Source organism: Streptomyces sp. URMC 123 (assembly GCF_051386515.1).
Classification (GTDB): Bacteria; Actinomycetota; Actinomycetes; order Streptomycetales; family Streptomycetaceae; genus Streptomyces.
Window position 1 is genome coordinate 18,467 of the sequence record NZ_JBPQTV010000021.1, and the last position, 21,962, is coordinate 40,428.

A 21,962-nucleotide genomic window follows, 5' to 3' on the forward strand; every position below is an offset into this window, starting at 1 on the left:
GACGGCGGTGCCGGCGCCCGGCGCGTACGACCACGCCGGGCGGGGCCCCGGGGCGACGGCGCGCGGACGGGTACGGGCGCGCCACCCGTCCCATGCTGGTGGCCGGCGCGGGCGGGGTACGGGGGGCGGCCGGACGAAGCGGGGGGTGGAAAGGCCGTCCCCCGATCGGTGGACCGCCGCCCGCCCGACCCGTACGGGGGCGAGGCCGGTACGTGGGCGGGTCCATCTCGTGGGTGGGCCCGGTACGTGGGCGGGCCCGGCGCAGGAAAGCGGCCGGCGCGTGAACGGGCCGGTACGTGGGCGGGCGGCGAGGCCGGTACGTGAGGCAGCCCGTACGTGGGCGAGTCCGGTACGTGAAACGAAGCCGTACGTGGGCCGGGCCCCGCCGGCGGCCCGCGCGACACCGCCGGGTCAGGCGGCCGACTCGTGGGGGTCGGGCAGCCGCACCTCCACCGTCGTGGGCCCGCCCGGCGCGCTGTCGACCGTGAACCGCCCACCCGCGCTCTCGATGCGGACGTAGTGGCTGGCCAGCCCGATGTGGCCGTGGACCAGGCGGCCGCGGACGGCCTCGGGATCGAACCCCACGCCGTTGTCGCGCACGCTCAGCACGGTCTCCTCCCCCTCCCGGGCGAGCCGGACCCACACCCGCGTGGCCCGTGCGTGCTTGACGACATTGCTCAGCAGTTCGCGGGCCACGGAGTAGAGGAGCGCCTCGTGGCCGACCGGGCCGCCGCGCCACAGGTCGTAGTGGACCGTGAAGCCGCCGCGCCGGGCGAACCGCTCGCCGGCGGCCTCCAGGGCCGCGGCCAGCCCCGCCGCGGCCAGCACCTGCGGGTGGAGCTCGAAGATGGCCTCGCGCATCTCCTTGACCGTGCGCCGCACTCCGGTCTCGGCGCGGGTCAGCGCGGGCGAGGGAGCGCCGGCCTCCGCCTCCTCCAGGTCGTGCAGGGCGGCGAGCAGGGTCTGCACGGCGCCGTCGTGCAGACCGTCGGCGAGCTCGGCGCGCTGCCGGGTCTCCGCCGCCAGCGCGTCCTCGAGCAGCAGCTCACGGTTGTCGAGCAGCGCGGAGACGCGTTGGGAGTGCCGGCGGAGCAGCTCCGCGATCAGCGTGCAGGCCCCTATGATCCACAGCAGGTACGCCGCGTCCACGACGATCGGCCAGGCCTCCTCGCCTCGGCCGTCGATCAGGCGGGGCACGGACATCACCGCGTACGCGCCCACGCAGACGGCGCCGATGGCGGCGGTCAGCCGGGGCATCTGCCACAGGACTGTGGCGACGGGCCAGACGAAGTACGCGTACCGCACCGTGGAGTCCTGGCCGCCGGAGAGGGCGGCGAGCCCGGTGAACAGCAGGAGGTCCACGATCACCGCCGCGACGGCGCCGGTCACCCCGCGCACGCGCCGCCGGTACACCCACACCAGCCGGCCCAGGGACCACAGGCCGTAGCCGGCCAGCAGCCAGAAGTACGAGGCGGGGAAGAGGTCGCCGGCCGGGTCGCGGCCGGCGAGCGCGAGGGGCCCGAGCATGGGGAGCCGGAGCCAGGCGACGTAGCGGCTGGAGCGCGTGGTCATCTCGGCGAGGCCCTGTTCGCGCCACCGGGTGCTCATCCGGGGCCTCCCGGACCACCGCCGGGACCGCTTGGACCGCTTGGACCGTGCCGCCCGGGGCGCGTCGCCGCCCGGCGCGCCCGGCATGCGGCGCGCACGACGCGGGGAGCGCGGAGGACGCACGGCACGCATCCGACGGTAACGCGCGCGGGGGCGCCCCGCGCGCTGCTCACGGCCGGGCGGCGCGCGGGCCGGACGGAAATCGCTTCGCCTCACCGCGGTGGCGCAATGAGAATCGCGTCATGACCACCGACTTCACCATCCGCCCGGCTCGGCCCACCGACGCGCGGGCCTTGGCCGAGCTGCGCTGGGCGTTCAAGCACGAGGACCGGGACAAGGGCGAGGGCAAGGACGAGGGCGAGGGCAAGGACGAGGGCGAGGACGCGGCCCGTGAAGGGAGGCCGACGGCCCCGGCGCGGCCCTTGGAAGAGGCCGAGCGATGGATGCGCGACCGGCTCACCGGCGGCCACTGGCTGGCCTGGGTCGCCGAAGCCGAATGCGGAGCGAGGGCGGGGGCCGGAACCGGGGCAACGGCCGGGGCCGGGGCAGCGATCGTCGGCCACGTCTTCCTCTGCCTGGTGGAGAGGGTGCCGGAGCCGTACGACGACAACGCGCCGATCGGCTATGTGACGAACTTCTTCGTCACACCGGCGCACCGCAACCAGGGGGCCGGCTCGGCCCTGCTCGACGCGCTGAAACAGCACGCACACGGCGCTGGACTCGACACGCTGATCGTCTGGCCGTCCGAGCGCAGCAGTCCTCTCTACCGGCGCTCCGGCTTCCAGCCCTCGGCCGAACTGCTGGAACTACCGCTCGACGCCTGACGAGTTCGGCTCCCGGCACGCGCTCTTCCCACTCCCGCACCCGCCCCTCTCCGGTGACCCGCACCGTTCCGGCTTTTTCGATCACCAGCGAAGCGAAATGATCTACGATCGCCCGATGACCACAGTGTTGATCATCGGTGCGGGTGACATGGGGGAACGGGTCGCGGACGGGCTGGCCGCCGGCGGCCGGGTACGGCGCGTACTGGTGGCGGGCCGGTCCACCGCGGGCGACGCCGTCGCGGCGACCGTGGCCAGCGCCCGCGACTGCCTGGTCGAGGCGGTCCGGCTCGACGCGGACCGACAGGACGAGGTGGCCGAGCTGCTCACCAGCGCCCGCCCCGACCTGGTCGTGCACTGCGCCTCGCTGCGCAGCCCCTGGGCGATGTCCGGCCGCCCCGATCCGGCGGCCCGCGCGGTGGAGGCGGCCGGGCTCGCCCTGCGGCTGCCGTACCAACTGCCCCTGATCCTCTCCGTGATGCGGGCCGTGCGCGCGGCCGGCCTCACCGGGCCGGTGGCCAACCTGTCCTTCCCGGACGTCACCGGGCCGGTCCTGGCCCGCCTCGGCCTGGCCCCGACCATCGGCCTCGGGAACGCCGCCATGATGCAGCTGCGGGTGCGCGCCGCCCTGCGCGCCGCGCGCCCGGACCAGCCCCTGCCGCTGATCCGTGTGCTCGGGCACCACTCCCAGGTGTTCGACGTCATGCGGGCGAACCGGCCCGCCGAGCCGGACCGGCGCTGCCGGGTGTATCTCGGCGAGGAGGGGCGGCGGGACGACACCCTCGCCTACCAGGCGCCGCCGCTCGCGCCCGGCCCGCGCTACAACGCGGTCACCGCGGCCGCCGTCGTCCCCGTCCTCGAAGCGCTGCTGCCCGGGGCCGGCCCGCTGCGCCATTCCACGGCCGCGCCGGCCGGCCTGCCGGGCGGGTACCCGGTCCGCATCGCCGACGGCTCCGTCGCCCTGGACCTGCCGCCGGGGCTCTCCGAAGCCGACGCGATCGCCTTCAACGAGCGCATGGCCGGCGGTGACGGTGTCGAGCGCATCGACGACGACGGCACGGTCCACCTGACCGCCGCCGCCCATCGGGCCGTTGCCGACATCGCACCGGACCTGGCCCTCCCCATCGCCGTCGACGACCTCGCGGAGCGGGCGGCGCTGCTCGACTCCGTGCTCGCCTGAGGGAGTCGCCTGACGGAGGGCGCCGGGCGGCACGGCGCGGGAGGGACGGCGCGGAGGCATCGGCCGCAAGCGTCGACGGCGGTGCCGCTTACGATCGGCCGGTCGTCCGTCCTCGTCGTCACGTCAGGAGTCCTGTGTCCGCCCCCGCCCCCCTCGTCCCCTCAGATGTCCCGTGCGGTGTCCCGTCCCGTCTCCCGTCCGGTCCGGCGCTGCTGCGCGTCGAGTGCCTTCCCCCCGGCCAGGAGGCGGCACCGCGGGCGCTGCTGTGGCGGGCCGGCCCCGGCTGGCGGATGGTCAGCAGCGCGGTCCTGGGCGGCGGGATGGGCGATCGCTCCTGGGTGCTGAACGCCCAGGTGCCCCATGGGTACCGCGGGACCGACCCCGTACGGGACCTGGCCCTGCGGGCGCGGGCGGCCGGGCTGGAGGGCGAGGGGGTCGGGCTGATGACCGCCGCGGAGGTCGGCCGCTTCGCCCACGGTGAGGACGGTGGCGTGGAGGCCGTGGTGACCGCGGGCCTGGGGGTGACCGGCTGGGCCGCCTCCCCCGCGCCCGGACGGACCGGTCCCCCGCCGGCCGGAACGGTCAACATCATCGCCGCCCTGCCCGTGGCCCTGTCGGACGCCGCTCTCGTCAACGCGGTCGCCACCGCCACGGAGGCCAAGGTGCAGGCGCTGCTGGACGCCGGCTACGACTGCTCCGGGACCCCCACCGATGCCGTGTGCGTCGCGTCGAGGAGCCCCCGGGCCGGCTGTGACCTCGACAACGGGACCGACAACGGGATCGACCATGGGACCGACCACGGGATCGACGGCGGAGTGGACAGCGGCGCCGCCGGCGAGGTCGAGGCGTTCGCGGGGCCGCGCTCGCTGTGGGGCGCACGCCTCGCACGCGCCGTTCACCGCGCCGTGCACGCCGCCGCGCTCGCGGCTCGCGACAACTGCTGAGCCGGAAGTTCCCCCGGTACCCTGCGGCAGCATGAGCGCAACGCTTCGCGAGGTGGTGCGGGAGGTCGTGACCCGCGCCGCCCCGCAGGAACTGCCCCTGCTCGACGGCGTCGAGTCCCTGCCCGAGGAGCGGGTGACGGAGCTGTTCGGCGCGCGCGGGCGCCGGGGGGACACCCTCGGCTTCGGGATCGCCGAGGCCACCGCCCTCGTCACCCCCGTGGTGTGGATGGTGGTGGCCGAAGTGGTCGGCCGCGGGGTCGGGCCGGTGCTGGACGGGGCGTTCGCGCGGGCCCGGTCCCGGTGGGCGCGGCGCTTCCGTCGGGCGCCGGCCGTCCCGGTCACCGTTCCCCCGCTCTCGCCGGCGCAGTTGGACGCCGTGCACCGGCAGGTTCAGGAACGGGCCGGAGGGGCCGGCCTGGACGCGGCGGCGGCCGGGGCCCTCGCCGACACGGTGGTGTCCTGCCTCGCCCGGAGCGCCGGCCGGGAGCCGGAACGCATGCCGGAGCGCACGGGCGACGGCGCCGGCTGAGACGCCGGGCCGGGCACGGCGAACGCACGACGAACACAACGAACACACGGTTGTCGGATCTGACACGGGGGGCGGGCCGGGGACGACTTGACGACGATGACTTCCCGCGGCGTCCTGGCGCGCGGCACCACGCTCCACTTCCTCATGCTCCTGTGCGTGATGTCGATCGCCTGCGTTTCCATGATCAACGCTACGGTGTCGGCGCTCCGGGCCGAGAGCTCCTTCCGGGAATGCGTCCGGGTGGCCGACCTGGATCTCAACACTGCCCTGGGGAGGGCCGCTCTCTGGACCGACAGCGGCTTCGCGGACTGCCGGCTGCGCCTGGAGGCGGAGGGCCTGCGGTTCTCCCTGTTGGGTACGGCCCTGCTCGCCGGCGCGGCCCTGCTGCTGTACTGGTGTCTGCCGCGGTGGCGGCGCAGGCGACTGGTGCCGGTGGTGGACCGCCCGGGGGCGCGCCCCTGTCCGGCGCTCGGGCGGGCCCTCCCGGCCACCCTGGTCGAGCACCTGGACGAGCTCACCCGCCGGTCGCGGCTCGCCCGTCGGCCCGACTTCGTGATGGACCCCAGCCGGTCCGGGGCCGGGGCGTACGTCTTCGGGCGGGCGGGCCGCTACACCGTCTGCCTCTACGGGGGTCTCGTCGCCTGTCGCGCGCGGGACCGCCGTACGTTCGAGGCCGTCGTCCTGCACGAACTGGCGCATCTGCGCAACCGGGACGTGGACATCACCTACCTCACGGTCGCGCTGTGGCGCTGCTTTCTGTCGGCGGTGCTGATCCCGTACGTCCTCCTGCAGTCCGGGCTGGTGGCGCGGGAGTGGCTGGGCGCGGAGAGCTTCCACTGGTCGCGGACCGCCCCCGGGGTCGAGGAGGTGCTCTTCAGCGCGTTCCTCGTGGCCCTCGTCCTCCTGGCCCGGGCGGATGTGCTCCGCAGCCGGGAGCTGGTCGCCGACTTCGACGCGGTCTCGCTGGGCGCGGACCCGGCGGTGTGGGCCGCGCGGTCCTCGGCCGGCCCGGGGCGGCCCGCCACCGGGGCCCGCGCGGCGGGCAGGGCGGCCGCCCAGTGGTTCCGCCGGCTGTGGCGCACGCACCCCGACTGGACCCACCGGCACCAGTCGCTGACCCGGACCCTGGCGGTCGACTCCTCCGGGTCCACGCTCCGGGCGCTGCTCTTCTTCGGCGCGGTCCTGGCGCTGGCCCACCTGATCCTGAACAGGACGGAGAGCCAGACGTGGCCGCCGTGGGCGACGGCCGTCGGCACGTATCTGCTGGCGCCACTGCTGGTCGGGGCGAGCCTGTTCGTCCTGCCGCCGAGGGACCCGTACCGCGTCCCGGTGGCACCGCCCGCGACAGTGCGCGACGACGCGCCGGAACACGCCCGGCGGCGGGCCCGCCGCCGGTGGGGCGCCCTTCTGGTCGCGGGCGTCGTCGGGGCGCTGTTCGGTCTCGACCCCCTGGGTGTGCTGAACCGGGACGGCCCGCCGCGGGCCGCTCCCTTCGGCACGGTCGACGCCCTGCCGCCCGCGTACCGCCCGGCGCCCCTGCCGCGCTGGAACGAGGCCGACCGCGCGGCCGTCGACCGGTGGTTCGAGGACGGCGGACGAAGGGCGAGCGACCGGATCGGCCGGGCCCTGGACGCCGAGGTGTCCGCGTTCGCGGCCGCGGCCCCCGGCACCGCCGCGTGGCGGGCCCGGTCCGAGCACTGCGCGGAGGTCCGGCGGGCCCTGGGCGGGGCCCGGTCCCTGCCCGCCCATCCCGAGTCGCACGGGCGGAGCCTGTGGGAGGACCTGCTGAAGGCCGTGGAGAAGGCGGGCGACACGCTGTGCGGCGCGCGTCCCGGACGCGGCCCCGGCACCCGTTCCAACGCCGGCCCCGAGGCGCCGCCGCTCCCCGTGGAGATCCAGTACGCCACGGCGCGCATGGCCCATGCCACGTTCCGGATGCGGTCGACGCTGATGGCGGACGCCCTGCCGAGGGCTCGGTGAGAACTCATTGACGAGGCGAGAACGAGGACGAGGAACAGGACGAGGACCCGCTGACAACGAGTCGCCGCCGAGGGCCCGTTCGATCCGAGTCGACAATATTGTGATCAGTCTTTGTGCGTCCATCGGTCACATTGGTGCTCTGCCGGTCGGCTGTTAATTTCCGGGGCCTTCGCTGCGTAACGAGGTGACGGCGCGCATCGCGTCGCCACCTACGGAAGATGCGGAGCCTCTTGCATGTCGTCCTGGGAATGGGCCGGACTCGTCCCGGTCGTGGTGAGCGCGGTGCACGCGCTGGGTGCCGTGTGGTACCGATCCTGGGCCGTGGGGCCGTCCGGACGCCCGGCCCGCCGTGGACAGGCGTCGCCCGCCGCCTCCCCGTCCTCCGGGTCGTACACCCACGTTCGCCAGGTCCTCCGGCACGAGTCGGCCGACGGCGGTGTGCTGACCGTGTGGACGGCCGTGACGGTCCGTACGGCGGTGGAGCGCCGCGAGGAGCCTGGTCTGTGGTAGCCGACGAGGTCTCCGGTGAGGTCTCCGGCGACGCGCTGCTGCGCCTGGAGGGTGACGTGGGGCAACGCCTCCTGGCCGTCTATCCCGACTACATGGAACAGGCGGCCCGCTTCCTGGGGCGGAAGTTCCCCGGCATGCCGCTCGCGCAGCGTGAGGACGTCGCTCAGGAGGCGTTCCTCAAGGCGGCGAGGAAGTGCCTGGACACGGGCATCGGTCCGGACCGCGATCTGATGGGCTATCTGCTGGTGACGGCGGAGAACCTGGCGGTGGACGGCTTTCGCCGGAACCGGCTGCTCGCCGTGGCGGACGACGACCTGGACCGGCTGGTCCAGCGGAGCGGTCCGGCCGACGAGCGCCCCTGGGAGCTCCAGGACGTCGTCCTCCCCGCGATCAGCGCGATGAACGCCACCCAGCGCCGGGATGTGGTGGAGCTGCAGAGCCGCGGTTTCAGCGACGAGGAGATCGCGGCCGAGCTCCGGATACCCCTGGGGCAGGTACGGGTCCAGCGCAAGCGGGCGATCGAGGAGCTGCGGCGCAGGCTCGAGGGGCGCATCCGCCGAGGACAGCAACAAGAACAGCGGCGCGGGGAAGAGGACTCTGGTGAGTGATGTGAGCAGGTACGACGGTGACCGCGGCGCGCGCCCGGGGCCGGCGGTCCCAGCCGGGCTCACCGCCTTGCTCGCCCTCTTGGAGGGGCGGCCGGACTTCTGGGACCGGCCGGAGGGCGACTGGGGGGCGCCGCTGCCGGACGGTGACGCGACGGCGGGGTGCAAGGAGGCCCGCTCCCACGCCAACTCCTGCTACCGCCTCGGGTCGAAGGCGTTGCGGCGCGGAGAGCTGAGAGCGGCCGCCGCGTGGCTGGGCGAGGCGGCGGCCCAGGAGCACCCGGGCGCGGTCTTCCGGCTGGCCGTCGTGGTGCACCGGCAGTGCGGGGCCGAGGAACGGCAGGCGGTCGCGCTCCTCGTCGCCGAGGCGGCGGAACTCGGGCACGGCGACGCCCAGGCCCTCGTCCGGGACCTCAGGGAGGTTCGGGAGGCCAGGGAGGACCGGCGGGTGCGGGAGGACCGGCGGGGCCAGGAAGCCCAGGAACCCCGGGAAGCCCAGGACCCCGAGTTCGTCGAAGAGCTCCGCGCCTGTCTGACCGGAGCGCCGAGCGGCGTCGCGAGCAACGTGACCGACTCCCCCGTGCCGACGCCCTCCGCCGGGCCCCCGGCCTGCCCGGACGAGCTCCCCGCCCCGGACGACCCGTCGGCGCACCCCACCCCGGAGGGCGCGCCGCTCACCGCCGATCACGGTGGCGACGCGCCGGGCGCGGACCTCCCCGGCCGCAGCGCGCTGTGGTCGCCGGGCCCGCTCCGCCCACCGCGGCTGACCGTGGCCTCGCGCCAACTCCCCGGGCGCAGCCCCGCGCCGGGGCAGTGGCGGGCGGTGGAGCGGGCGCTGCGCATCCTGCACGTGCTCCACGGCTCGACGGTGGCGCTGAGCCCGGCGGAGCTGGCGAAGTCGACCAGCCTGCCGAAGCAGGTGCTGGAGCAGTTGCTGCACTGGCTGTGCCGGCACGATCTGGCCGAGTACCTGGCCGATGGCGGCTACATCCCCGGCCCCACGCTCCTGGCGCTGTCCCGGCGCGAGGGCGGGCAGGCCGAGCACGCGATGCAGCAGACCCTGGCGGCGCTGCGGGACGCCGTACGGGCGGCGGTGTACGTGAGCAGCTACACCGACGGCGAGGTGGCCATCTCACGGTTCGCCGACGGCCCGGAGGCGCCCCGCGTCTACGAGTGGGTGGATTTCAAGGCGTCCGCGCACGCCACCGCCGTGGGCAAGAGCCTGCTCGCCCAGCTCTCCTTCTCCGAGCGCATGGACCACCTCTCCCGCCATCGCATCGCCCGTTTCACCTCCCGCACCATCACCGACTACCGGGCCCTGTTCCGCGACATCGACGGTCGCGGCCCGCACGCGCCGCAGTTCGACCTCCGCGAGTACTCGATCAACGAGGTGTGTGTGGCCATTCCGCTGCGGCTCGGCGGCCAGGCGGAGTGCCTGGCCCTCTCGCTGCCCGTCGCCCAGCAACACCGCCTGCGAGAAGCCGTGCACACCCTGACCGGCCGGTCGACCGCCGTTCTGCTCTCCCTGCTGCTCGCGGGAGATCCGCCGATCGAAAGGACCACCACCGCGCAGTCGGACATCGCCGTCGTGCCCCCCAGCAGCGTTCTGCTCTCCGCCTCCGCGCCCGTGGCCGCGCCGCCGGCCGCCGCCGGTCCGGAGCCGCAGCCCACCACGGCGGCCGACCGGGCGCCGGAGGAGACCGGCCCGGGCGGGGGCGCCACGGAGGAGGCGAGCGAGGCCCCGGACGGCGAGCGCGCGTCGCCGGCGGGAGGTGCCGTGCCCGTCGCCATAGACGGCACCTGGGTGCCGATGCGCCCACTGGCGGAGTGCGTCTAGCGACGGCGGGCACCCCTCACGGGACGGGCACCCATCTCCGGGCGGGCACCCATCTCAGGACGGGCACCCGTCACGGGCGGGGCCCCGGCCCGGCCGAGCGCCGCGTCAGGACGCCGGTTCGAGGCCCCAGGCGACGGCGCGGCCGGCCGCGGCCGCGCGGTTGGGGACGTCGAGCTTGGCGAGGATGTGCTCGATGTGGGTCGCGACCGTGCGCGGGCTGAGGAAGAGGCGCTCGGCGATCTCCCGGTTGGTCCGGCCCTGGGTGAGTTCCGCCAGGACCTCCAGCTCGCGCGGGGAGAGCGCCGAGGGGCGGGCGACGGTGCGGCACACCACGACCGTACCGGCGTCCTGGCGGGTCAGGCGCAGTTCGAGGGTCCACCGGCGGTACGGCACCAGCACCGTGGCGGGTGCCTCGCGCCGGGCCACCGCCCGCCGCAGGATGGCCGCCAGCGGGGAGCCGGGCTCGGTGAGTCCGGGCAGGGGCTCGCCGCTCACCACGACCGGGGCGGCGCTCCCGCCGTCCGGCACGAACACGGTGCAGGAGCCGCTCACGGCGTCGCCGGGGCCGCTCGGGCCGCCGGAGGAGCGGGGCCCGAGCAGCGGGTCGGCGACGGCCGCGAGGCACTCGCCGAGCAGGGTCATCACGGCCCGTACGGCCGGCCGGTCGCACGGGGCGCGGGTGGTGCTGACGTTGAGGATGCCCACGTATCTGCCGTCCGCGGCGAACAGGCACTGGGCCACGCCGTCCTCGACGCCCAGGGGCTGGAGGACCTCGTGGAACCCCCTGGAGGTCCGCCGCACCGGGCCCGGCACGTCGCGCCACCAGCGCGTGGTGTCCGCCGCGTGCCGGATGAGCGAGAAGCCGGGGTCGTCGTGCAGGCGGTTCTCGATGTACCGGGTGACGCCGGCCGGGTAGGTGCCGGCCAGCGTGAGGTGGCGGCGGCGCAGCGGGTCCCAGCGGGACAGCGACGCGTGGTCGTGGTCGATCACCGCGGACAGCGCCGTGAGGACGGTGTCCGCGCCGGCCGCCCCGCGGGCGGCGCGGCGCGCGGTCTCCCGCACGTACAGGGCGGCGCTCAGCACGTCCGACGTCGTGCTCTGCTTCACTGACATCCGTTCAGGATGATCATCGGGCCGCTGGTGGTCAAACGGGTGGTGGAACGGTGAGTCCGGCGTGCTCAAGCGGTGAGCTCGTCGTGCACGACGTCGCCGCCGACGGCGGTGAACACGACGGGCAGGCCCGGGATGTCGTGCGGGTCGGCGGTCAGCAGGTCGCCCGCGACCACGCACAGGTCGGCGACCTTGCCCACCTCCAGCGTGCCCTTCCAGTCCTCGGCGAAGTCCTGCCAGGCCGCGTCGGCCGTGTAGGTGCGGATCGCCTCGGCGAGCCGGATGCGCTGGTCGGGGCCGCTGACGCGGCCGCTGGCCTTGGACTCGCGGAGCACCATCGTGGAGACGCCCTGCCGCCAGTCGGGGAGCGTGACGGGCGCGTCGGAGCCGCTGGTGACGGTCACGCCGGCGTCGATCGCGTCCCGGTAGGGCCACTCGTACGCCGCCCGCTCCGGGCCGACGAACTCCTCCTCGATGTCGGCGACGGTCCACTTGATGGTGGGGTTCATGTTGACGCCGAACCCGTGCCGGGCGAGCTTGCGCATGCTGCGGGCGGTGAGGAAGTCGCCGTGGATGACATAGTGCCGGGCGTCGGGCCGGGGGTGCGCGACGGCCGCGGCGGCGAAGGCGTCGACGACCGTGTCGATGGCACGGTCGCCGGTGACGTGGACCCCGGCCTGGTATCCGGCGGCGTGCGTGCAGCGGATCATCTCCGCGATCTGGGCGGCGCGTTCCTCGTCGGTGTCCCCGCCGACGCACAGGGAGCCGCAGCCGCCGCCGACGTACGGCTCGTGCATCCAGGACGTCTTGTTGACCGGGACGCCGTCGGCGAACAGCTTGACCCCGACGATGTTGAGGCGGCGCGGGTCGGCGGACGGGGGCTCGTCCAGGCCGGCCAGGGCCCGCACGAAGTCCTCGGCGGTGCTGGTCATGCCGGTGGGCAGGAGCAGCACGCTGACGCGCGCGGTCAGTTCGCCGTCGGCCAGCAGGCGCCGGTAGACGTCGAGCGTGCTGTGGGCGAGCGCGCCGCGCATCAGCGCGTCACCGCCGGGGCCCAGGCCCGGCTCGGTGTAGCTGGTGATGCCGAGGCGGGCCAGGGCGCGCAGGGTGGTCCTGATGGCGTCGGCGCGCACGTCCGGGGAGAGGGCGGGCAAGGCGCGGTGGACGAGGTCCTGGGCGCCCTCCTGGAGCAGGCCGGTGGGCTCCCCCGCCGGGTCGGTGACGATGACCGCCCCGGGCGGGACGGGGGTGTTCCGGTCCACCCCGGCCCGGGCGAGGGCGGCGGAGTTCACCCAGGTGGCGTGGCCGGAGTTGGAGTAGAGCAGGACGGGGTGGTCCGGGCTGACCGGGTCGAGGTCGTGTCGGGTGGGCAGCCGGGAGGGGTCGGCGGCGCACTCGTCGAGGTATGCGGGGTCCCACCCGTGCCCGGTGATCCACTCCCCCGCCGGCGTCTCCTCGGCGGCCTTCCGCACGGCCTCGGCCACGTCGGCGATCGACGTCACGGCGGGGTGGGCGACGTCGAGGGAGAGCGGGGGCTTCGTCATGCCGAAGGCGCAGCCGTGCAGGTGCGCGTCGTTGATGCCGGGCAGGAGGGTCCCGCCCTTCAGATCAACGACCCGGGTCGCGGGCCCGGCGTGCGCCATGACCTCGTCCCGGTCCCCGACCGCGCTCACCAGGCCGTCGGTGACCGCCAGCGCGGAGGCGACGGTGAAGCGGGAGTCGACGGTCAGGACCGTGCCGTTGACGAGGACGAGGTCCGCGGGGGTGGGAGGCAAGGGGGTGTCCTTCTCTCGATGGAGCTGTCGGGCGCGGACGCGGACGCGGCGCCGCGCTGGCCGTACGAGCGGTTGCGACCGCTCCGTACGGCCGGCGCGGCGGCGTCCGGCCACGCCGCCCACGGGGGTACGGGGGCGGGGGCGCGGTGGGGGGCCGTACGTGCCGGAGTGGGGGTCGCCGGCCGGCCGCGCGAGAGGAGCCTATGGGCCGGCGGGCGGCCGGGGGATCGGTTGTTCGACCGATAAGGGCCGCGGCCGGCAGCGCGCCTCGGCTCCCATTAGCCGTGGCCGTGCTGGGCCTGCCGCTCGTGCTCCTCGGCGCCTACGCGCTCGGTGTCGCGGCGGGCGCCCGGGCCGGGCTGACCCGTCTGCTGATCGCCTCCCGCGAGGGCGAGCTGGACGCCGAGGTCGTCGAACTCGCCCGCTCCCGCGCCCGGTTGGTGGACGCCTTCGAGGCGGAGCGGCGCCGCATCGAGCGCGATCTGCACGACGGCGCCCAACAGCAGCTGGTGGCGCTGACCATGACGCTCGGCCTGGCCCGGCTGGACGCGCCGCCGGGCCCGCTCGCCGACCAGCTCGCGAGGGCCCACGAGGAGGCGGGCAGGGCGCTCGCGGAGCTGCGCGAGCTCATCCACGGCATCCATCCGCAGGTCCTGGCCGACTACGGGCTCGAGGCCGCGGTCGCCGACGCCGGGGACCGTTCGACGGTGCCCGTGGACATCGAACTCGAACTGCCGGTCTGCCTTCCCCCGTCGGTGGAGTCGGCGGCGTACTTCGTCGTCTGCGAGGCGCTCGGCGCCGTCGCCGAGCACAGCGGGGCCGCCCCGCGCCCGGGTGACCGGCGGTCACTCCGACGGGCGGCTGATCCTGGGTGTACGAGCTCCCCGACTCCGGTGACGGCTCGGGGGTCGGCTATCTGCTGAAGGACCGCGTCGGGCAGGTCGAGGAGTTCGTCGACGCCCTGCGGGAGGTCGCGGAGGGCGGGACGGTGGTCGACCCCGAGGTGGTGCGCCAGTTGCTGCGCCGGCGCCGCGATCCGCTGAAGCGGCTCACCCCGCGCGAGAGCGAGGTGCTGGCGCTGATCGCCGAGGGCAGGTCCAACGGCGCGATCGCACGGGAGCTGGTGGTGTCCGAGGCCGCGGTCGGCAAGCACATCAGCGGCATCCTCACCAAGCTGGACCTGCCTCCGGCGCACGAGACGCACCGCCGGGTGCTGGCCGTTCTCGCGTACCTGCGGGCCTGAGCTCGCCCGTCGGGGAACCGGCCTCGGGTATCGGCGGGCCTGACCCCGCCCGTCGGCGAACCGGCCTCACCCATCAGCGGGGGCCGGCGCGCATACGGAAGCCGTGCCCGCCGCGCGCCTCCCGCGGCGGGCACGGCCGCTCCGTGCCGCGCGGCCCGCTCAGGCCGGGTGGTCGGGCTGCTGCTCGGGAGGCGTGCCGCCGCCGCGGCCCCCGCCCTTGTCCCCGCGATCCGTGCCGTGCGCGCGACCGTGGCCCTTCGTGGGCTCCGCCGCCTTGCGGGCCTGGCTGTCCTGCGGGGTGCTCGCTCCCTTGTCGCTGCGCCGCAGCTCGGGCTGTTGCGGGTTCGACATCGGCTCTGCTCCTTCCGCCCGGTGCTTGTCGATGAAGCGGGTAACCGCAACCATCCGCACCAAACACACACGAGGCCCCGGACGTCACCACGCGCCATCACCCACACCGGGCGGCCCGGCCGTCAGGCGTGACCCGCGACGGTGCCGCCGGCCCCCGGCGCCCCCCGGCTCCCTCTCAGGAAGGCGGAACACTCCTCATGAGCCAGTCGTCCCCCGACCACGCTCCCGGCGAGCGGCCTGAGCAGCCTGAGCAGCACCCCGGGCCCGGGCCGGGAAGGCAGGGAATGCCGGGAAGGCAGGGAAGTCCCGGCCGGCCCCGGCGGTCCCTGGCGGTGGGCGCCCTGATCGGCGCGGCCGTCATGGCCGCCGTCGACGAAATCGTCTTCCACCAGATCCTGGGCTGGCACCACTTCTACGACCGCTCCACCACCGGCGTGGGCCTGCTCTCCGACGGCCTGCTGCACACCGCCGAGCTGCTGGGCCTGGTCGCCGGGTTCTTCCTCCTCGCCGACCTGCGCCGCCGCCGCGCCCTGGCCGCCGCCCACGCCCGGGCCGGGTTCTTCCTCGGCCTGGGCGCCTTTCAGCTCTTCGACGGCATCGTGGACCACAAGCTGCTGCGGCTGCACCAGATCCGCTACGGCGTGGACGTCACCCCCTACGACTGGGCATGGAACCTGGGCGGGCTGGCGCTGCTGCTCGTCGGTGCCGCGCTGGCCGCCCGCGCCGCCCTCGCCGCGCGCGCCGCCCGCCCCACCCGCACGGGCCCGCCGTCGTGACACCGGCCCATCTCCACCCCGGCCCGGCCGGCGCGGGCGTCGGCGTCGCGGGGCTGGTCGGGCCGGTCGTCGCCGCTGCCGCGCTGCTCGCGGCCGCCGCGTATCTGCTGGCCGCCGCCAGCCTGCGGCGGCGCGGGGACGCCTGGCCCCGGTCGCGGGACGTGTCCTTCGCCGTCGGCGGCGCCGCGCTCGCCTGGGCGTCGGGAGGCGCCGGGCTGTCAGGAGGCGTCGGGCTGTCGGGAGGCGCACTGCCGAGCGGCGGCATGCCGGGCGGCGGCACACCGCTGGGCGGGCCGTTCACCGCGCACATGGCCCAGCACCTGATCGTCGGCATGGCGGCCCCCCTGCTGCTCGTCCTCGCCCGCCCCCTCACCCTCGCGCTGCGCGTTCTGCCGCCCGGCCGGGTACGACGCGGGCTGCTCGCCGTGGCGCACGGGCGGCCCGCCCGGTGGCTGGTGTTCCCTCCCCTGGCGGCGCTGCTGGACATCGGCGGCCTGTGGGTGCTGTACCGCACCGAACTGTTCGCGGCCACCGGGCACCGGCCCCTGCTGCACGCCCTGGTGCATGTGCATGTACCGGCCGCCGGGCTGCTGTTCGCCTTCGCGGTCTGCCAGCTCGACCCCGTACGCCGCCGCTGGAGCCCGGCCGTGCGCGGCCTGACCCTGCTGGCCGCCGGCGCCGCCCACGCCGTCCTCGCCAAGAGCCTGTACGTCGCCCCGCCACCCGGCACCGCCTTCGCTCCGCCGGATCTGCGCACCGGGGCGCGGCTGATGTACTACGGCGGCGATCTGGTCGACGTCGCCCTCGCCGTCGCGCTGGCCGCCCAGTGGTACGCCGCCACCGGCCGCGCCCACCGCGCGCGGCCGCGTCAGGGGGCCGTGATCTCGTCGAGGTGACGCTCGACCCAGGTGCGCAGCCCGGCGAGCGGTTCGGCGACGCTGTGCCCCAGAGCCGTCAGCTCGTACTCGACGTGCAGGGGCACGGCGGGGTGGATCGTACGGGTGACGAACCCCATGGCCTCCAGGCGGCGCAGAGTGGCCGTCAGCACCTTGGGGCTGACGCCCTCCAGTCGGTTGCGGAGGGCCCCGAAGCGTCGCGGGCCGTCCTCCAGCGCGCCGATCGCCAGCGCGGACCACTTGTTGGCCAGCAGGTCGAGCACATCGCGGCAGGGACACTGGGCCGCGTAGACGTCGTGGTGATCGTGCCGGCCCGTTGCGCAGTTCCTCACCGTGCGCCGTCCTCCCTCGTCTCCGTCGTGGCCGGGGCGCCCTCCCGCGCTCCCCTCGCTTCCTGCTTCCTTTTGGATACTAGTGGGCCTTGTGGGTAACTAGTCCGTGCTGGGTACCGTCGCGGCGCTTCCGTTCCATCGGGAAACCATGACAGGACGTCAGATGAACACTCCAGCCAGGAACACCGGCGAGCAGCCGACGGCCGGCCCCTCACCGACCGGCGCCTTACCGACCGACCCATCACCGACCGGCCCATCACCCACCGGCCACCTGACGGTGGGCAGCATCGCCCTGTCCTTCCACCGCGCGACCGCCGCGGTGGTCCGCCAGATCCTGGAGGCCCACGGGCACACGGTCACCGGCGTCGAGGCGCCGCACGAACGGCTGTTCGCCCTCCAGGCGGCCGGCGAGGTCGACATCCTCGTCTCGGCGTGGCTGCCCTCCAGCCACGGCGCCTACCTCGCCCCGTACCGCGAGCGGGTACGCGTGCTGCCACCCCTCTACGACCCCTACTGCCTGTGGGCGGTGCCGCCGTACGTACCGGCCGACGCCGTCCGCGAGGTGGCCGACCTGGCGCGCCCGGAGGTCGCCGCCCGCTTCACCCGCGTCATCGACGGCATCAACCCCGGCGCCGGCATCAGCCGCTTTTCCGCGCGGATGGTCGGTGCCTACGGGCTGGACCGGCACGGCTACCGGTTCGTCCCCGGCACCGAGGCCGGATTCGTCGAACGGGTCGAACGAGGCATCGCCGCGCGCGAGTGGTTCGTCATCCCCCTGTGGCGCCCCCAGTACCTCAATCTGCGCCATGGCCTGCGGCCACTGGACGAGCCCATGGGCCTGCTGGGCACCGTCGACGCCGCCTGCCCGGTCGTACGGCTCGACGCCCTGCCCCGAATCCACCCTCAGGCCCTGGCCCGCCTGACGACGCTGTGGCTCGGCAACGAGGGCGTCGAACGCCTGGACGCTCCGGGGTGATCGGCTCCGGGGTGACCGGCTCCACGGCGAGGGCCACATGGTGGCGGGCCTCTTGGTGGCGGCTCCCGGCGTCAGGATGCCGCGTGACGCGCCCCTGCCAAGGGCTCCAAGGGTGCCGAGGGTGCCGAGGGTGCCGAGGGCATGGTGTGCAGCAGTTCCAGGCGGCGCTGGACGGCTTCGACCGCCCCGGGGCGCCGGCCGGGGACGCGGCGGCGCAGCGCGACCAGCGGGGGCCCGAGCTCTCGGGCCTGTCGCGGGTCCCGCAGTTGCTGCCACTGGTGGTGGGCGCGGTCCACGGCGCCCACCACGGCGGGGTCGTCCGGTGGCTGCTGCCGGGCGAGGCGGGCGTCGGCGGCCGCCATCCACAGGTGGCAGCTGCGCGCCGGGTCGCCGGCGAGGCGGGCGAGGTCGGCCCGTACCTCCAGCCAGTGCAGGGCCTGTGCGGAGCCCGCGCCGTGGGTGCGCAGGGTCCGGCCTTCGCCCAGGGCCGCGAGCGAGGCGGCCTCGCCGTGCCGGCCGGCGTGGGCGGCGGCGAGGATCGCGGGAAGCGGGTCCGGTTCGGCATCGGCCGCCGGACGGGCCGGGGCCCACGCGTCGCCCGGGCGGGGCGGCGTCGACGGCGGCGCGTCGGCGGTGAGGATCAGCGCGTCCTCGGTGCCGGCCCGGGCGGCGGCCTGTTCGTGGAGTTGGGCGAGCGGCGGGTTGACGCCCCTGCGCCAGGCGGCGGCCATGGCCTTGAGGTAGGCCGGTTCCGCGATCCCGCGGCGGGGCGGCGGCGGGGCGACACGGCCGTACAGGCGAACCCCGTGGCCGAGCACGAGCCCGTCGGCGCGGACCCGCGTCCAGGCGGACGGATCGGCGACCAGGTCGGCGACGACGGTGGTCGTGCCGGGGCGGCGCGGCGCGAGCTCGCCGGCCAGCCAGTGCCAGGGCAGGGCGGTGTAGCGCAGGGTGGCCGGGGTGGAGCGGGCCAGCGCGAGGTGGACCAGGCGCTGTTTGGTGTCGAGGTGGAGCTGCCCGGCGAGGTAGAGGGAGAGGGGGCCGCGCGCGGCGGCCGCGGCGCGGACGCGGGTGAGGACGGTCTGCGGGTCGAGCGGGTCGGCGAGTTCGATGACGGTCGCCGCGGCGGTGCCGGTGAGAACGCTGGGCGGAACCGCCGCGAGCGGGGACAGGGCGCTCGTCGCGTCGATGAGCCGCCCCTTGCCGATCGGCGCGGCCGCGATCAGCAGCGCGGTGCCGGGTGCCGTGTCCTCCTCTGTGATCGCCACCTGAGCACCGTAGCCGTCGCCGGGCTCGTGGGCAGGGCGTCCTACGACTTTTGACGGGCTTCTACCGCCCGCTCGTCACGGGCCGTCCCCGCGGGGCGGGCTCTCGTCTCAGAAGATCCGGATGTGCTTGACCCCTGTCCAGGTTCGGCGCAGTCCTCCGCGCAGGGGGCCATCGGTGTTGGGCAGCGGGGTCAGCCCGGCGGACGCGGCGATGCGGTCAGCGACTTGGGGGACGGTCAGCCGGTCGGTCCACACGTGCTCGGCGAACTCGTCCCCGCGCAGGCGTTCCAGGCAGAGGTCGAGCTTCGCGACGGCGAAGCTCTCCCGCCGCAGGCCGGCGTCCTTGCCGGTGAGGAATCGCGCGGCGTGCCCGAGGCCGCGCTCGCGCAACCGTCGCAGCACGGTCTCGCGCTCGGCCAGCAGGGCGAAGTGCCGGACGTCATGGCCGCGTTCCCGCAGCCGGCCGACGATCTCCCGGAAGTAGGCCGGCTCGACGAGCGTCATCGGTGCGATCACCGTTCCCCGGTGCCGGGTGAGGGTGAAGTCGAGCACCTCGAACACGCCCTGCCGCCAGGCGGACAGGTCCTGGAAGTCCCCGCGGAGCGCGGGAGGGGTCATCCGGTGCAGCCCGAAACCCACGTGCTCGGGGTCGCACACCACGCTGCCCGGGAGCCGCCGCCGGAGCTCGTACGCGCTCTGCGTCTTGCCGCCACCGAAGGGGCCGTTGATCCATAGGAGCATGCCCCGACCCTAGGGGACAGCGGGGACGACGTTCCCGGATGCCGCGAGCTCCACGGCCGCGGACGGCGGGACCGTGGCCACCGGGACACGCGCTAGCCGTGCTTGCCGTCGATGAGCACCCGTACCAGCGCGAGGGCCACGAGCGGGGCGTAGAAGAAGCCGTCGGACACGAACAGTCCGAGCAGCACCCATACGGCGACCATGGCGGCGAGCACTCCACAGCAGGTCTTCACGAGCTACCCCCACAGTCCACTGATGCCTCCGGCGCCGTCCCGGCCGTTCCACACCACGGCCGCCAGCCGGAAGGGAACCCAGAACACGCCCTCGGGCAGGAACACGCAGAGGAGGCCCCAGAGGAAAGGCAGGGCGCACAGGGCGGCGAAGGAGCAGCCACAGCCGGTGATGGCCCGGTTCGTCGAGGCCAGCGCACCAGGTTCACGTTGATCGTTTTTCACCATAGCCGGTTGACAGTACCGGCCGCCCCGGGCGCGGCCGCCGCTCGCCCGGGCGCGGCCACCCGCCATCCCGAGGGCGGCCAAGCCGGCCCCGCGCCCGCGTCGAGTAACATACGTGCATGCATGTAGGTAGTGGTAGTGGTCGATCGGATGGACCGGGCGCGCCGGGCCCTCGCCGTGCCACGCAGGCCGATCGCAGGGCCCGTACGCGTGCCGCCCTCATCGAGTCGGCCGCCCGCGGGCTGTCCCGCTACGGCTACGGCAACCTCGTGCTCGAACAGGTCGCCCGGGACGCCGGGTACACGCGGGGCGCGCTCTACCACCAGTTCAAGGACAAGCAGGATCTGACCCTGGCCGTGAGCCAGTGGGTCATGGAGACCTGGGACGAGGAGGTGGGCCGGCTCGTCGAGCAGGAGTCGGACCCGCTCGCGGCCCTGCTCACCCTGGCCCGCGGCCACGCCGTGTTCTGCCGTCGCGACATCGCGCGGATCGCCACCGCGCTGCGCCTGGAGTTCTCCGGGCAGGACCACCCCGTAGGCCGCGAAGTGGAGAACGCCTACCGGGAACTGACCGAGCTCTGCGCCGGCCTCATCGAGGCGGGGCGCGGGACCGGTTCGATCCCCGACGGCCCCCCGGCCCACGCCGTGGCCCTCGCCTTCGTCGGCGCGATCGAGGGCACGTCGATCGCCCTCGCCGGCCAGGCCCCCCACGACGAGACCCTCGTGGCCGGCGCCGCCGCAGGCGTCCTCGGCCTCGCCCCTCGCTGACCTCGGGGCCTGGCCGGTCTCGGGCGTTTCGGGACCGGCGCATGGCCGGCCGGTCTCGGCGTGGACGGCCGGGGCGGCAGCGGGCAGTCGGCGATCAACCCGACAGCGGGGTCATGAGTCCTTCCGGATACTGATCCAGCGAGGGACGGAGAACCCCGTATGGCCCGCTACGCCTTACCCCGCACACTGGTCGCCCTGGCGCTGACGGCCGCGACCGCGGCCGCCGTCACCGCGGCCGCCCCCGCCTCCGCCTCCGCCGCACCGCGGGGCGCCTCCCACCACCCCGCGACGCAGAACGCCCTCGACGCGATCACCCGCGCGGGGACGCCCGGCGTCCTGGCCCGGGTCGACCGCGGGGGCGAGGTCTGGCGAGGCGCTTCCGGCGTGGCGGATCTGCGGACCGGCCGTCCGCGCCTGCCGCAGGACCGGTTCCGGACGGGCAGCCTCACCAAGCCCTTCACCGCCACCGTTCTGCTGCAGCTCGCCGCCGAGCCCCGGTACCGCCTGTCGATCGACGACACGGTGGACAGATGGCTGCCCGGCCTGGTGCGCGGCAACGACAACGACGGGCGCCGCATCACGCTGCGCCAGTTGCTCCAGCACACCAGCGGGCTGTACGACTACCTCGACGACGAGCGGTTCCTCGCCAAGTACACCGGCGAGGCGTTTCTCGCCCACCGGTACGACGGGGCCACGCCGGAGGAACTGGTGCGGATCGGCCTCGCCCACCCGCCGCGCTTCGCCCCCGGCGAGGACTGGCACTACTCCAACACCAACTACATCCTGGCCGGCATCCTGGCCGGCATGGTCATCGAAAAGGCCACGGGCAACACGTACGCCTCCGAGGTGAAGCGGCGCGTCATCGAGCCGCTCGGCCTGCGCGGGACCACGGTCCCCGGCACGTCGTCGTCGATACCCGGCCCGCACGGGCGGCACTACTCCACGCTGTATGTGAAGGACCCCGCGGCCCCGGCCCATGACGTCACCTCTCTCAACCCGTCCGTCTCCGGGGCGTCCGGTGAGATCATCTCGACCACCCGCGATCTGAACGTCTTCTTCCGCGCCCTGCTGCGCGGTGAACTGCTGCCTCCCGCGCAGCAGAAGGACATGTTCACCACCCGCGCGCTGAAGGGCGGCGGGTCGTACGGCCTGGGGGTCAGGTCGCAGACACTCACGGCATGCGGCGTCACGGTCTGGGGCCACAGCGGCGAGATCACCGGCTCCGTGACCCGGACGGCCGCCACCCGCGACGGCGAAC

22 protein-coding genes and 2 pseudogenes are annotated in these 21,962 nt (G+C 75.0%); 15 read left to right on the forward strand and 9 right to left on the reverse strand.

Annotation, left to right across the window (positions count from 1 at the left end):
* Window positions 1–411: 411 nt before the first annotated feature.
* Window positions 412–1,608 carry a sensor histidine kinase gene (locus ACSNOD_RS05205; RefSeq protein WP_436765537.1) on the reverse strand — a complete coding sequence of 399 codons (1,197 nt, stop codon included), beginning with the start codon at window positions 1,606–1,608 and terminating at the stop codon, window positions 412–414.
* Window positions 1,609–1,850: 242 nt separating this feature from the next.
* On the opposite strand from ACSNOD_RS05205, the gene ACSNOD_RS05210 reads away from it, so the two are divergent.
* From ACSNOD_RS05210 to ACSNOD_RS05245, 8 genes are all read left to right on the forward strand, one after another.
* The gene (locus tag ACSNOD_RS05210; RefSeq protein WP_436765538.1) at window positions 1,851–2,432 is read left to right on the forward strand and encodes an N-acetyltransferase family protein; all 582 of its coding nucleotides are present in this window, start codon (window positions 1,851–1,853) and stop codon (window positions 2,430–2,432) included.
* 115 nt (window positions 2,433–2,547) lie between these two features.
* Complete coding sequence (locus tag ACSNOD_RS05215) at window positions 2,548–3,609, forward strand: saccharopine dehydrogenase NADP-binding domain-containing protein (RefSeq protein ID WP_436765539.1); 1,062 nt, start codon at window positions 2,548–2,550, stop codon at window positions 3,607–3,609.
* Window positions 3,610–3,899: 290 nt separating this feature from the next.
* Window positions 3,900–4,553, forward strand: coding sequence for an adenosylcobinamide amidohydrolase (locus tag ACSNOD_RS05220; protein WP_436765558.1), 654 nt, complete (start codon window positions 3,900–3,902; stop codon window positions 4,551–4,553).
* Between the two features lie 31 nt (window positions 4,554–4,584).
* A complete protein-coding gene (locus tag ACSNOD_RS05225; protein ID WP_436765540.1) occupies window positions 4,585–5,082 on the forward strand; it encodes a hypothetical protein in 498 nt (165 codons plus the stop codon).
* A gap of 96 nt (window positions 5,083–5,178) precedes the next feature.
* Window positions 5,179–7,062: a M48 family metalloprotease gene (locus tag ACSNOD_RS05230; RefSeq protein ID WP_436765541.1), complete on the forward strand. Its 1,884-nt coding sequence runs from the start codon at window positions 5,179–5,181 to the stop codon at window positions 7,060–7,062.
* A 234-nt stretch (window positions 7,063–7,296) separates the two neighbouring features.
* On the forward strand, window positions 7,297–7,572 hold the full coding sequence (locus ACSNOD_RS05235) for a hypothetical protein (protein WP_436765542.1): 276 nt from the start codon (window positions 7,297–7,299) through the stop codon (window positions 7,570–7,572).
* Window positions 7,566–8,180, forward strand: a complete 615-nt coding sequence (locus tag ACSNOD_RS05240) for an RNA polymerase sigma factor (RefSeq protein WP_436765543.1) — start codon at window positions 7,566–7,568, stop codon at window positions 8,178–8,180. The genes ACSNOD_RS05235 and ACSNOD_RS05240 overlap by 7 nt, the downstream gene beginning before the upstream one ends.
* A complete protein-coding gene (locus ACSNOD_RS05245) occupies window positions 8,173–10,014 on the forward strand; it encodes an IclR family transcriptional regulator domain-containing protein (RefSeq protein WP_436765544.1) in 1,842 nt (613 codons plus the stop codon). The genes ACSNOD_RS05240 and ACSNOD_RS05245 overlap by 8 nt, the downstream gene beginning before the upstream one ends.
* 105 nt (window positions 10,015–10,119) lie before the next feature.
* On the opposite strand, the gene ACSNOD_RS05250 is transcribed toward ACSNOD_RS05245, so the two are convergent.
* Both ACSNOD_RS05250 and ACSNOD_RS05255 read right to left on the reverse strand, forming a co-directional pair.
* Window positions 10,120–11,127 (reverse strand): LuxR C-terminal-related transcriptional regulator, encoded by a 1,008-nt coding sequence (locus ACSNOD_RS05250; RefSeq protein WP_436765545.1) that lies wholly within the window; start codon window positions 11,125–11,127, stop codon window positions 10,120–10,122.
* A gap of 65 nt (window positions 11,128–11,192) precedes the next feature.
* Window positions 11,193–12,899 carry an amidohydrolase gene (locus ACSNOD_RS05255; RefSeq protein ID WP_436765546.1) on the reverse strand — a complete coding sequence of 569 codons (1,707 nt, stop codon included), beginning with the start codon at window positions 12,897–12,899 and terminating at the stop codon, window positions 11,193–11,195.
* Between the two features lie 284 nt (window positions 12,900–13,183).
* On the opposite strand from ACSNOD_RS05255, the pseudogene ACSNOD_RS05260 reads away from it, so the two are divergent.
* Together ACSNOD_RS05260 and ACSNOD_RS05265 are read left to right on the forward strand one after the other, a co-directional pair.
* Window positions 13,184–13,778, forward strand: a pseudogene (locus ACSNOD_RS05260) (sensor histidine kinase); the annotation flags it as partial.
* Window positions 13,777–14,142, forward strand: a pseudogene (locus tag ACSNOD_RS05265) (response regulator transcription factor); the annotation flags it as partial. The pseudogenes ACSNOD_RS05260 and ACSNOD_RS05265, both read left to right, overlap by 2 nt.
* A gap of 159 nt (window positions 14,143–14,301) precedes the next feature.
* Here the strand turns inward: ACSNOD_RS05265 and ACSNOD_RS05270 are convergent.
* Window positions 14,302–14,493: a hypothetical protein gene (locus ACSNOD_RS05270; protein WP_436765547.1), complete on the reverse strand. Its 192-nt coding sequence runs from the start codon at window positions 14,491–14,493 to the stop codon at window positions 14,302–14,304.
* A gap of 284 nt (window positions 14,494–14,777) precedes the next feature.
* Here ACSNOD_RS05270 and ACSNOD_RS05275 point away from each other — a divergent pair, with 284 nt between their 5' ends.
* The gene (locus tag ACSNOD_RS05275) at window positions 14,778–15,269 is read left to right on the forward strand and encodes a DUF2243 domain-containing protein (RefSeq protein WP_436765548.1); all 492 of its coding nucleotides are present in this window, start codon (window positions 14,778–14,780) and stop codon (window positions 15,267–15,269) included.
* Window positions 15,266–16,165 carry a cytochrome c oxidase assembly protein gene (locus tag ACSNOD_RS05280; RefSeq protein WP_436765549.1) on the forward strand — a complete coding sequence of 300 codons (900 nt, stop codon included), beginning with the start codon at window positions 15,266–15,268 and terminating at the stop codon, window positions 16,163–16,165. Before ACSNOD_RS05275 ends, ACSNOD_RS05280 begins: the two co-directional genes overlap by 4 nt.
* Here the strand turns inward: ACSNOD_RS05280 and ACSNOD_RS05285 are convergent.
* Entirely contained in the window at window positions 16,138–16,497 is a 360-nt protein-coding gene (locus ACSNOD_RS05285) for a winged helix-turn-helix transcriptional regulator (RefSeq protein WP_436765550.1), read from the reverse strand. The genes ACSNOD_RS05280 and ACSNOD_RS05285 overlap by 28 nt on opposite strands.
* 163 nt (window positions 16,498–16,660) lie before the next feature.
* Here ACSNOD_RS05285 and ACSNOD_RS05290 point away from each other — a divergent pair, with 163 nt between their 5' ends.
* Window positions 16,661–17,473, forward strand: coding sequence for a glycine betaine ABC transporter substrate-binding protein (locus ACSNOD_RS05290; RefSeq protein ID WP_436765551.1), 813 nt, complete (start codon window positions 16,661–16,663; stop codon window positions 17,471–17,473).
* A 71-nt stretch (window positions 17,474–17,544) separates the two neighbouring features.
* On the opposite strand, the gene ACSNOD_RS05295 is transcribed toward ACSNOD_RS05290, so the two are convergent.
* The 4 genes from ACSNOD_RS05295 to ACSNOD_RS05310 all read right to left on the reverse strand — a co-directional run bounded on the left by ACSNOD_RS05295 (window position 17,545) and on the right by ACSNOD_RS05310 (window position 19,940).
* Complete coding sequence (locus ACSNOD_RS05295; RefSeq protein ID WP_436765552.1) at window positions 17,545–18,741, reverse strand: hypothetical protein; 1,197 nt, start codon at window positions 18,739–18,741, stop codon at window positions 17,545–17,547.
* Window positions 18,742–18,849: 108 nt separating this feature from the next.
* Complete coding sequence (locus ACSNOD_RS05300) at window positions 18,850–19,482, reverse strand: AAA family ATPase (RefSeq protein ID WP_436765553.1); 633 nt, start codon at window positions 19,480–19,482, stop codon at window positions 18,850–18,852.
* Window positions 19,483–19,574: 92 nt separating this feature from the next.
* Window positions 19,575–19,715: a hypothetical protein gene (locus ACSNOD_RS05305; RefSeq protein WP_436765554.1), complete on the reverse strand. Its 141-nt coding sequence runs from the start codon at window positions 19,713–19,715 to the stop codon at window positions 19,575–19,577.
* Window positions 19,716–19,718: 3 nt separating this feature from the next.
* A complete protein-coding gene (locus tag ACSNOD_RS05310; protein WP_436765555.1) occupies window positions 19,719–19,940 on the reverse strand; it encodes a hypothetical protein in 222 nt (73 codons plus the stop codon).
* Between the two features lie 116 nt (window positions 19,941–20,056).
* Between ACSNOD_RS05310 and ACSNOD_RS05315 the strand changes: the two genes are divergently transcribed.
* Window positions 20,057–20,704, forward strand: a complete 648-nt coding sequence (locus ACSNOD_RS05315; protein ID WP_436765556.1) for a TetR/AcrR family transcriptional regulator — start codon at window positions 20,057–20,059, stop codon at window positions 20,702–20,704.
* A 159-nt stretch (window positions 20,705–20,863) separates the two neighbouring features.
* A partial coding sequence (locus ACSNOD_RS05320) for a serine hydrolase domain-containing protein (RefSeq protein ID WP_436765557.1) occupies window positions 20,864–21,962 on the forward strand: 1,099 nt, incomplete at its 3' end.

Excerpts from the sequence above, each read along its gene's own strand:
- ACSNOD_RS05205 (WP_436765537.1), bottom strand. The coding sequence starts at position 1,608 with ATGAGCACCCGGTGGCGCGAACAGGGCCTCGCCGAGATGACCACGCGC.
- ACSNOD_RS05210 (WP_436765538.1), top strand. The coding sequence starts at position 1,851 with ATGACCACCGACTTCACCATCCGCCCGGCTCGGCCCACCGACGCGCGG.
- ACSNOD_RS05215 (WP_436765539.1), top strand. The coding sequence starts at position 2,548 with ATGACCACAGTGTTGATCATCGGTGCGGGTGACATGGGGGAACGGGTC.
- ACSNOD_RS05220 (WP_436765558.1), top strand. The coding sequence starts at position 3,900 with ATGGTCAGCAGCGCGGTCCTGGGCGGCGGGATGGGCGATCGCTCCTGG.
- ACSNOD_RS05225 (WP_436765540.1), top strand. The coding sequence starts at position 4,585 with ATGAGCGCAACGCTTCGCGAGGTGGTGCGGGAGGTCGTGACCCGCGCC.
- ACSNOD_RS05230 (WP_436765541.1), top strand. The coding sequence starts at position 5,179 with ATGACTTCCCGCGGCGTCCTGGCGCGCGGCACCACGCTCCACTTCCTC.
- ACSNOD_RS05235 (WP_436765542.1), top strand. The coding sequence starts at position 7,297 with ATGTCGTCCTGGGAATGGGCCGGACTCGTCCCGGTCGTGGTGAGCGCG.
- ACSNOD_RS05250 (WP_436765545.1), bottom strand. The coding sequence starts at position 11,127 with ATGTCAGTGAAGCAGAGCACGACGTCGGACGTGCTGAGCGCCGCCCTG.
- ACSNOD_RS05270 (WP_436765547.1), bottom strand. The coding sequence starts at position 14,493 with ATGTCGAACCCGCAACAGCCCGAGCTGCGGCGCAGCGACAAGGGAGCG.
- ACSNOD_RS05275 (WP_436765548.1), top strand. The coding sequence starts at position 14,778 with ATGCCGGGAAGGCAGGGAAGTCCCGGCCGGCCCCGGCGGTCCCTGGCG.
- ACSNOD_RS05290 (WP_436765551.1), top strand. The coding sequence starts at position 16,661 with ATGAACACTCCAGCCAGGAACACCGGCGAGCAGCCGACGGCCGGCCCC.
- ACSNOD_RS05300 (WP_436765553.1), bottom strand. The coding sequence starts at position 19,482 with ATGCTCCTATGGATCAACGGCCCCTTCGGTGGCGGCAAGACGCAGAGC.
- ACSNOD_RS05310 (WP_436765555.1), bottom strand. The coding sequence starts at position 19,940 with ATGGTGAAAAACGATCAACGTGAACCTGGTGCGCTGGCCTCGACGAAC.
- ACSNOD_RS05315 (WP_436765556.1), top strand. The coding sequence starts at position 20,057 with ATGCATGTAGGTAGTGGTAGTGGTCGATCGGATGGACCGGGCGCGCCG.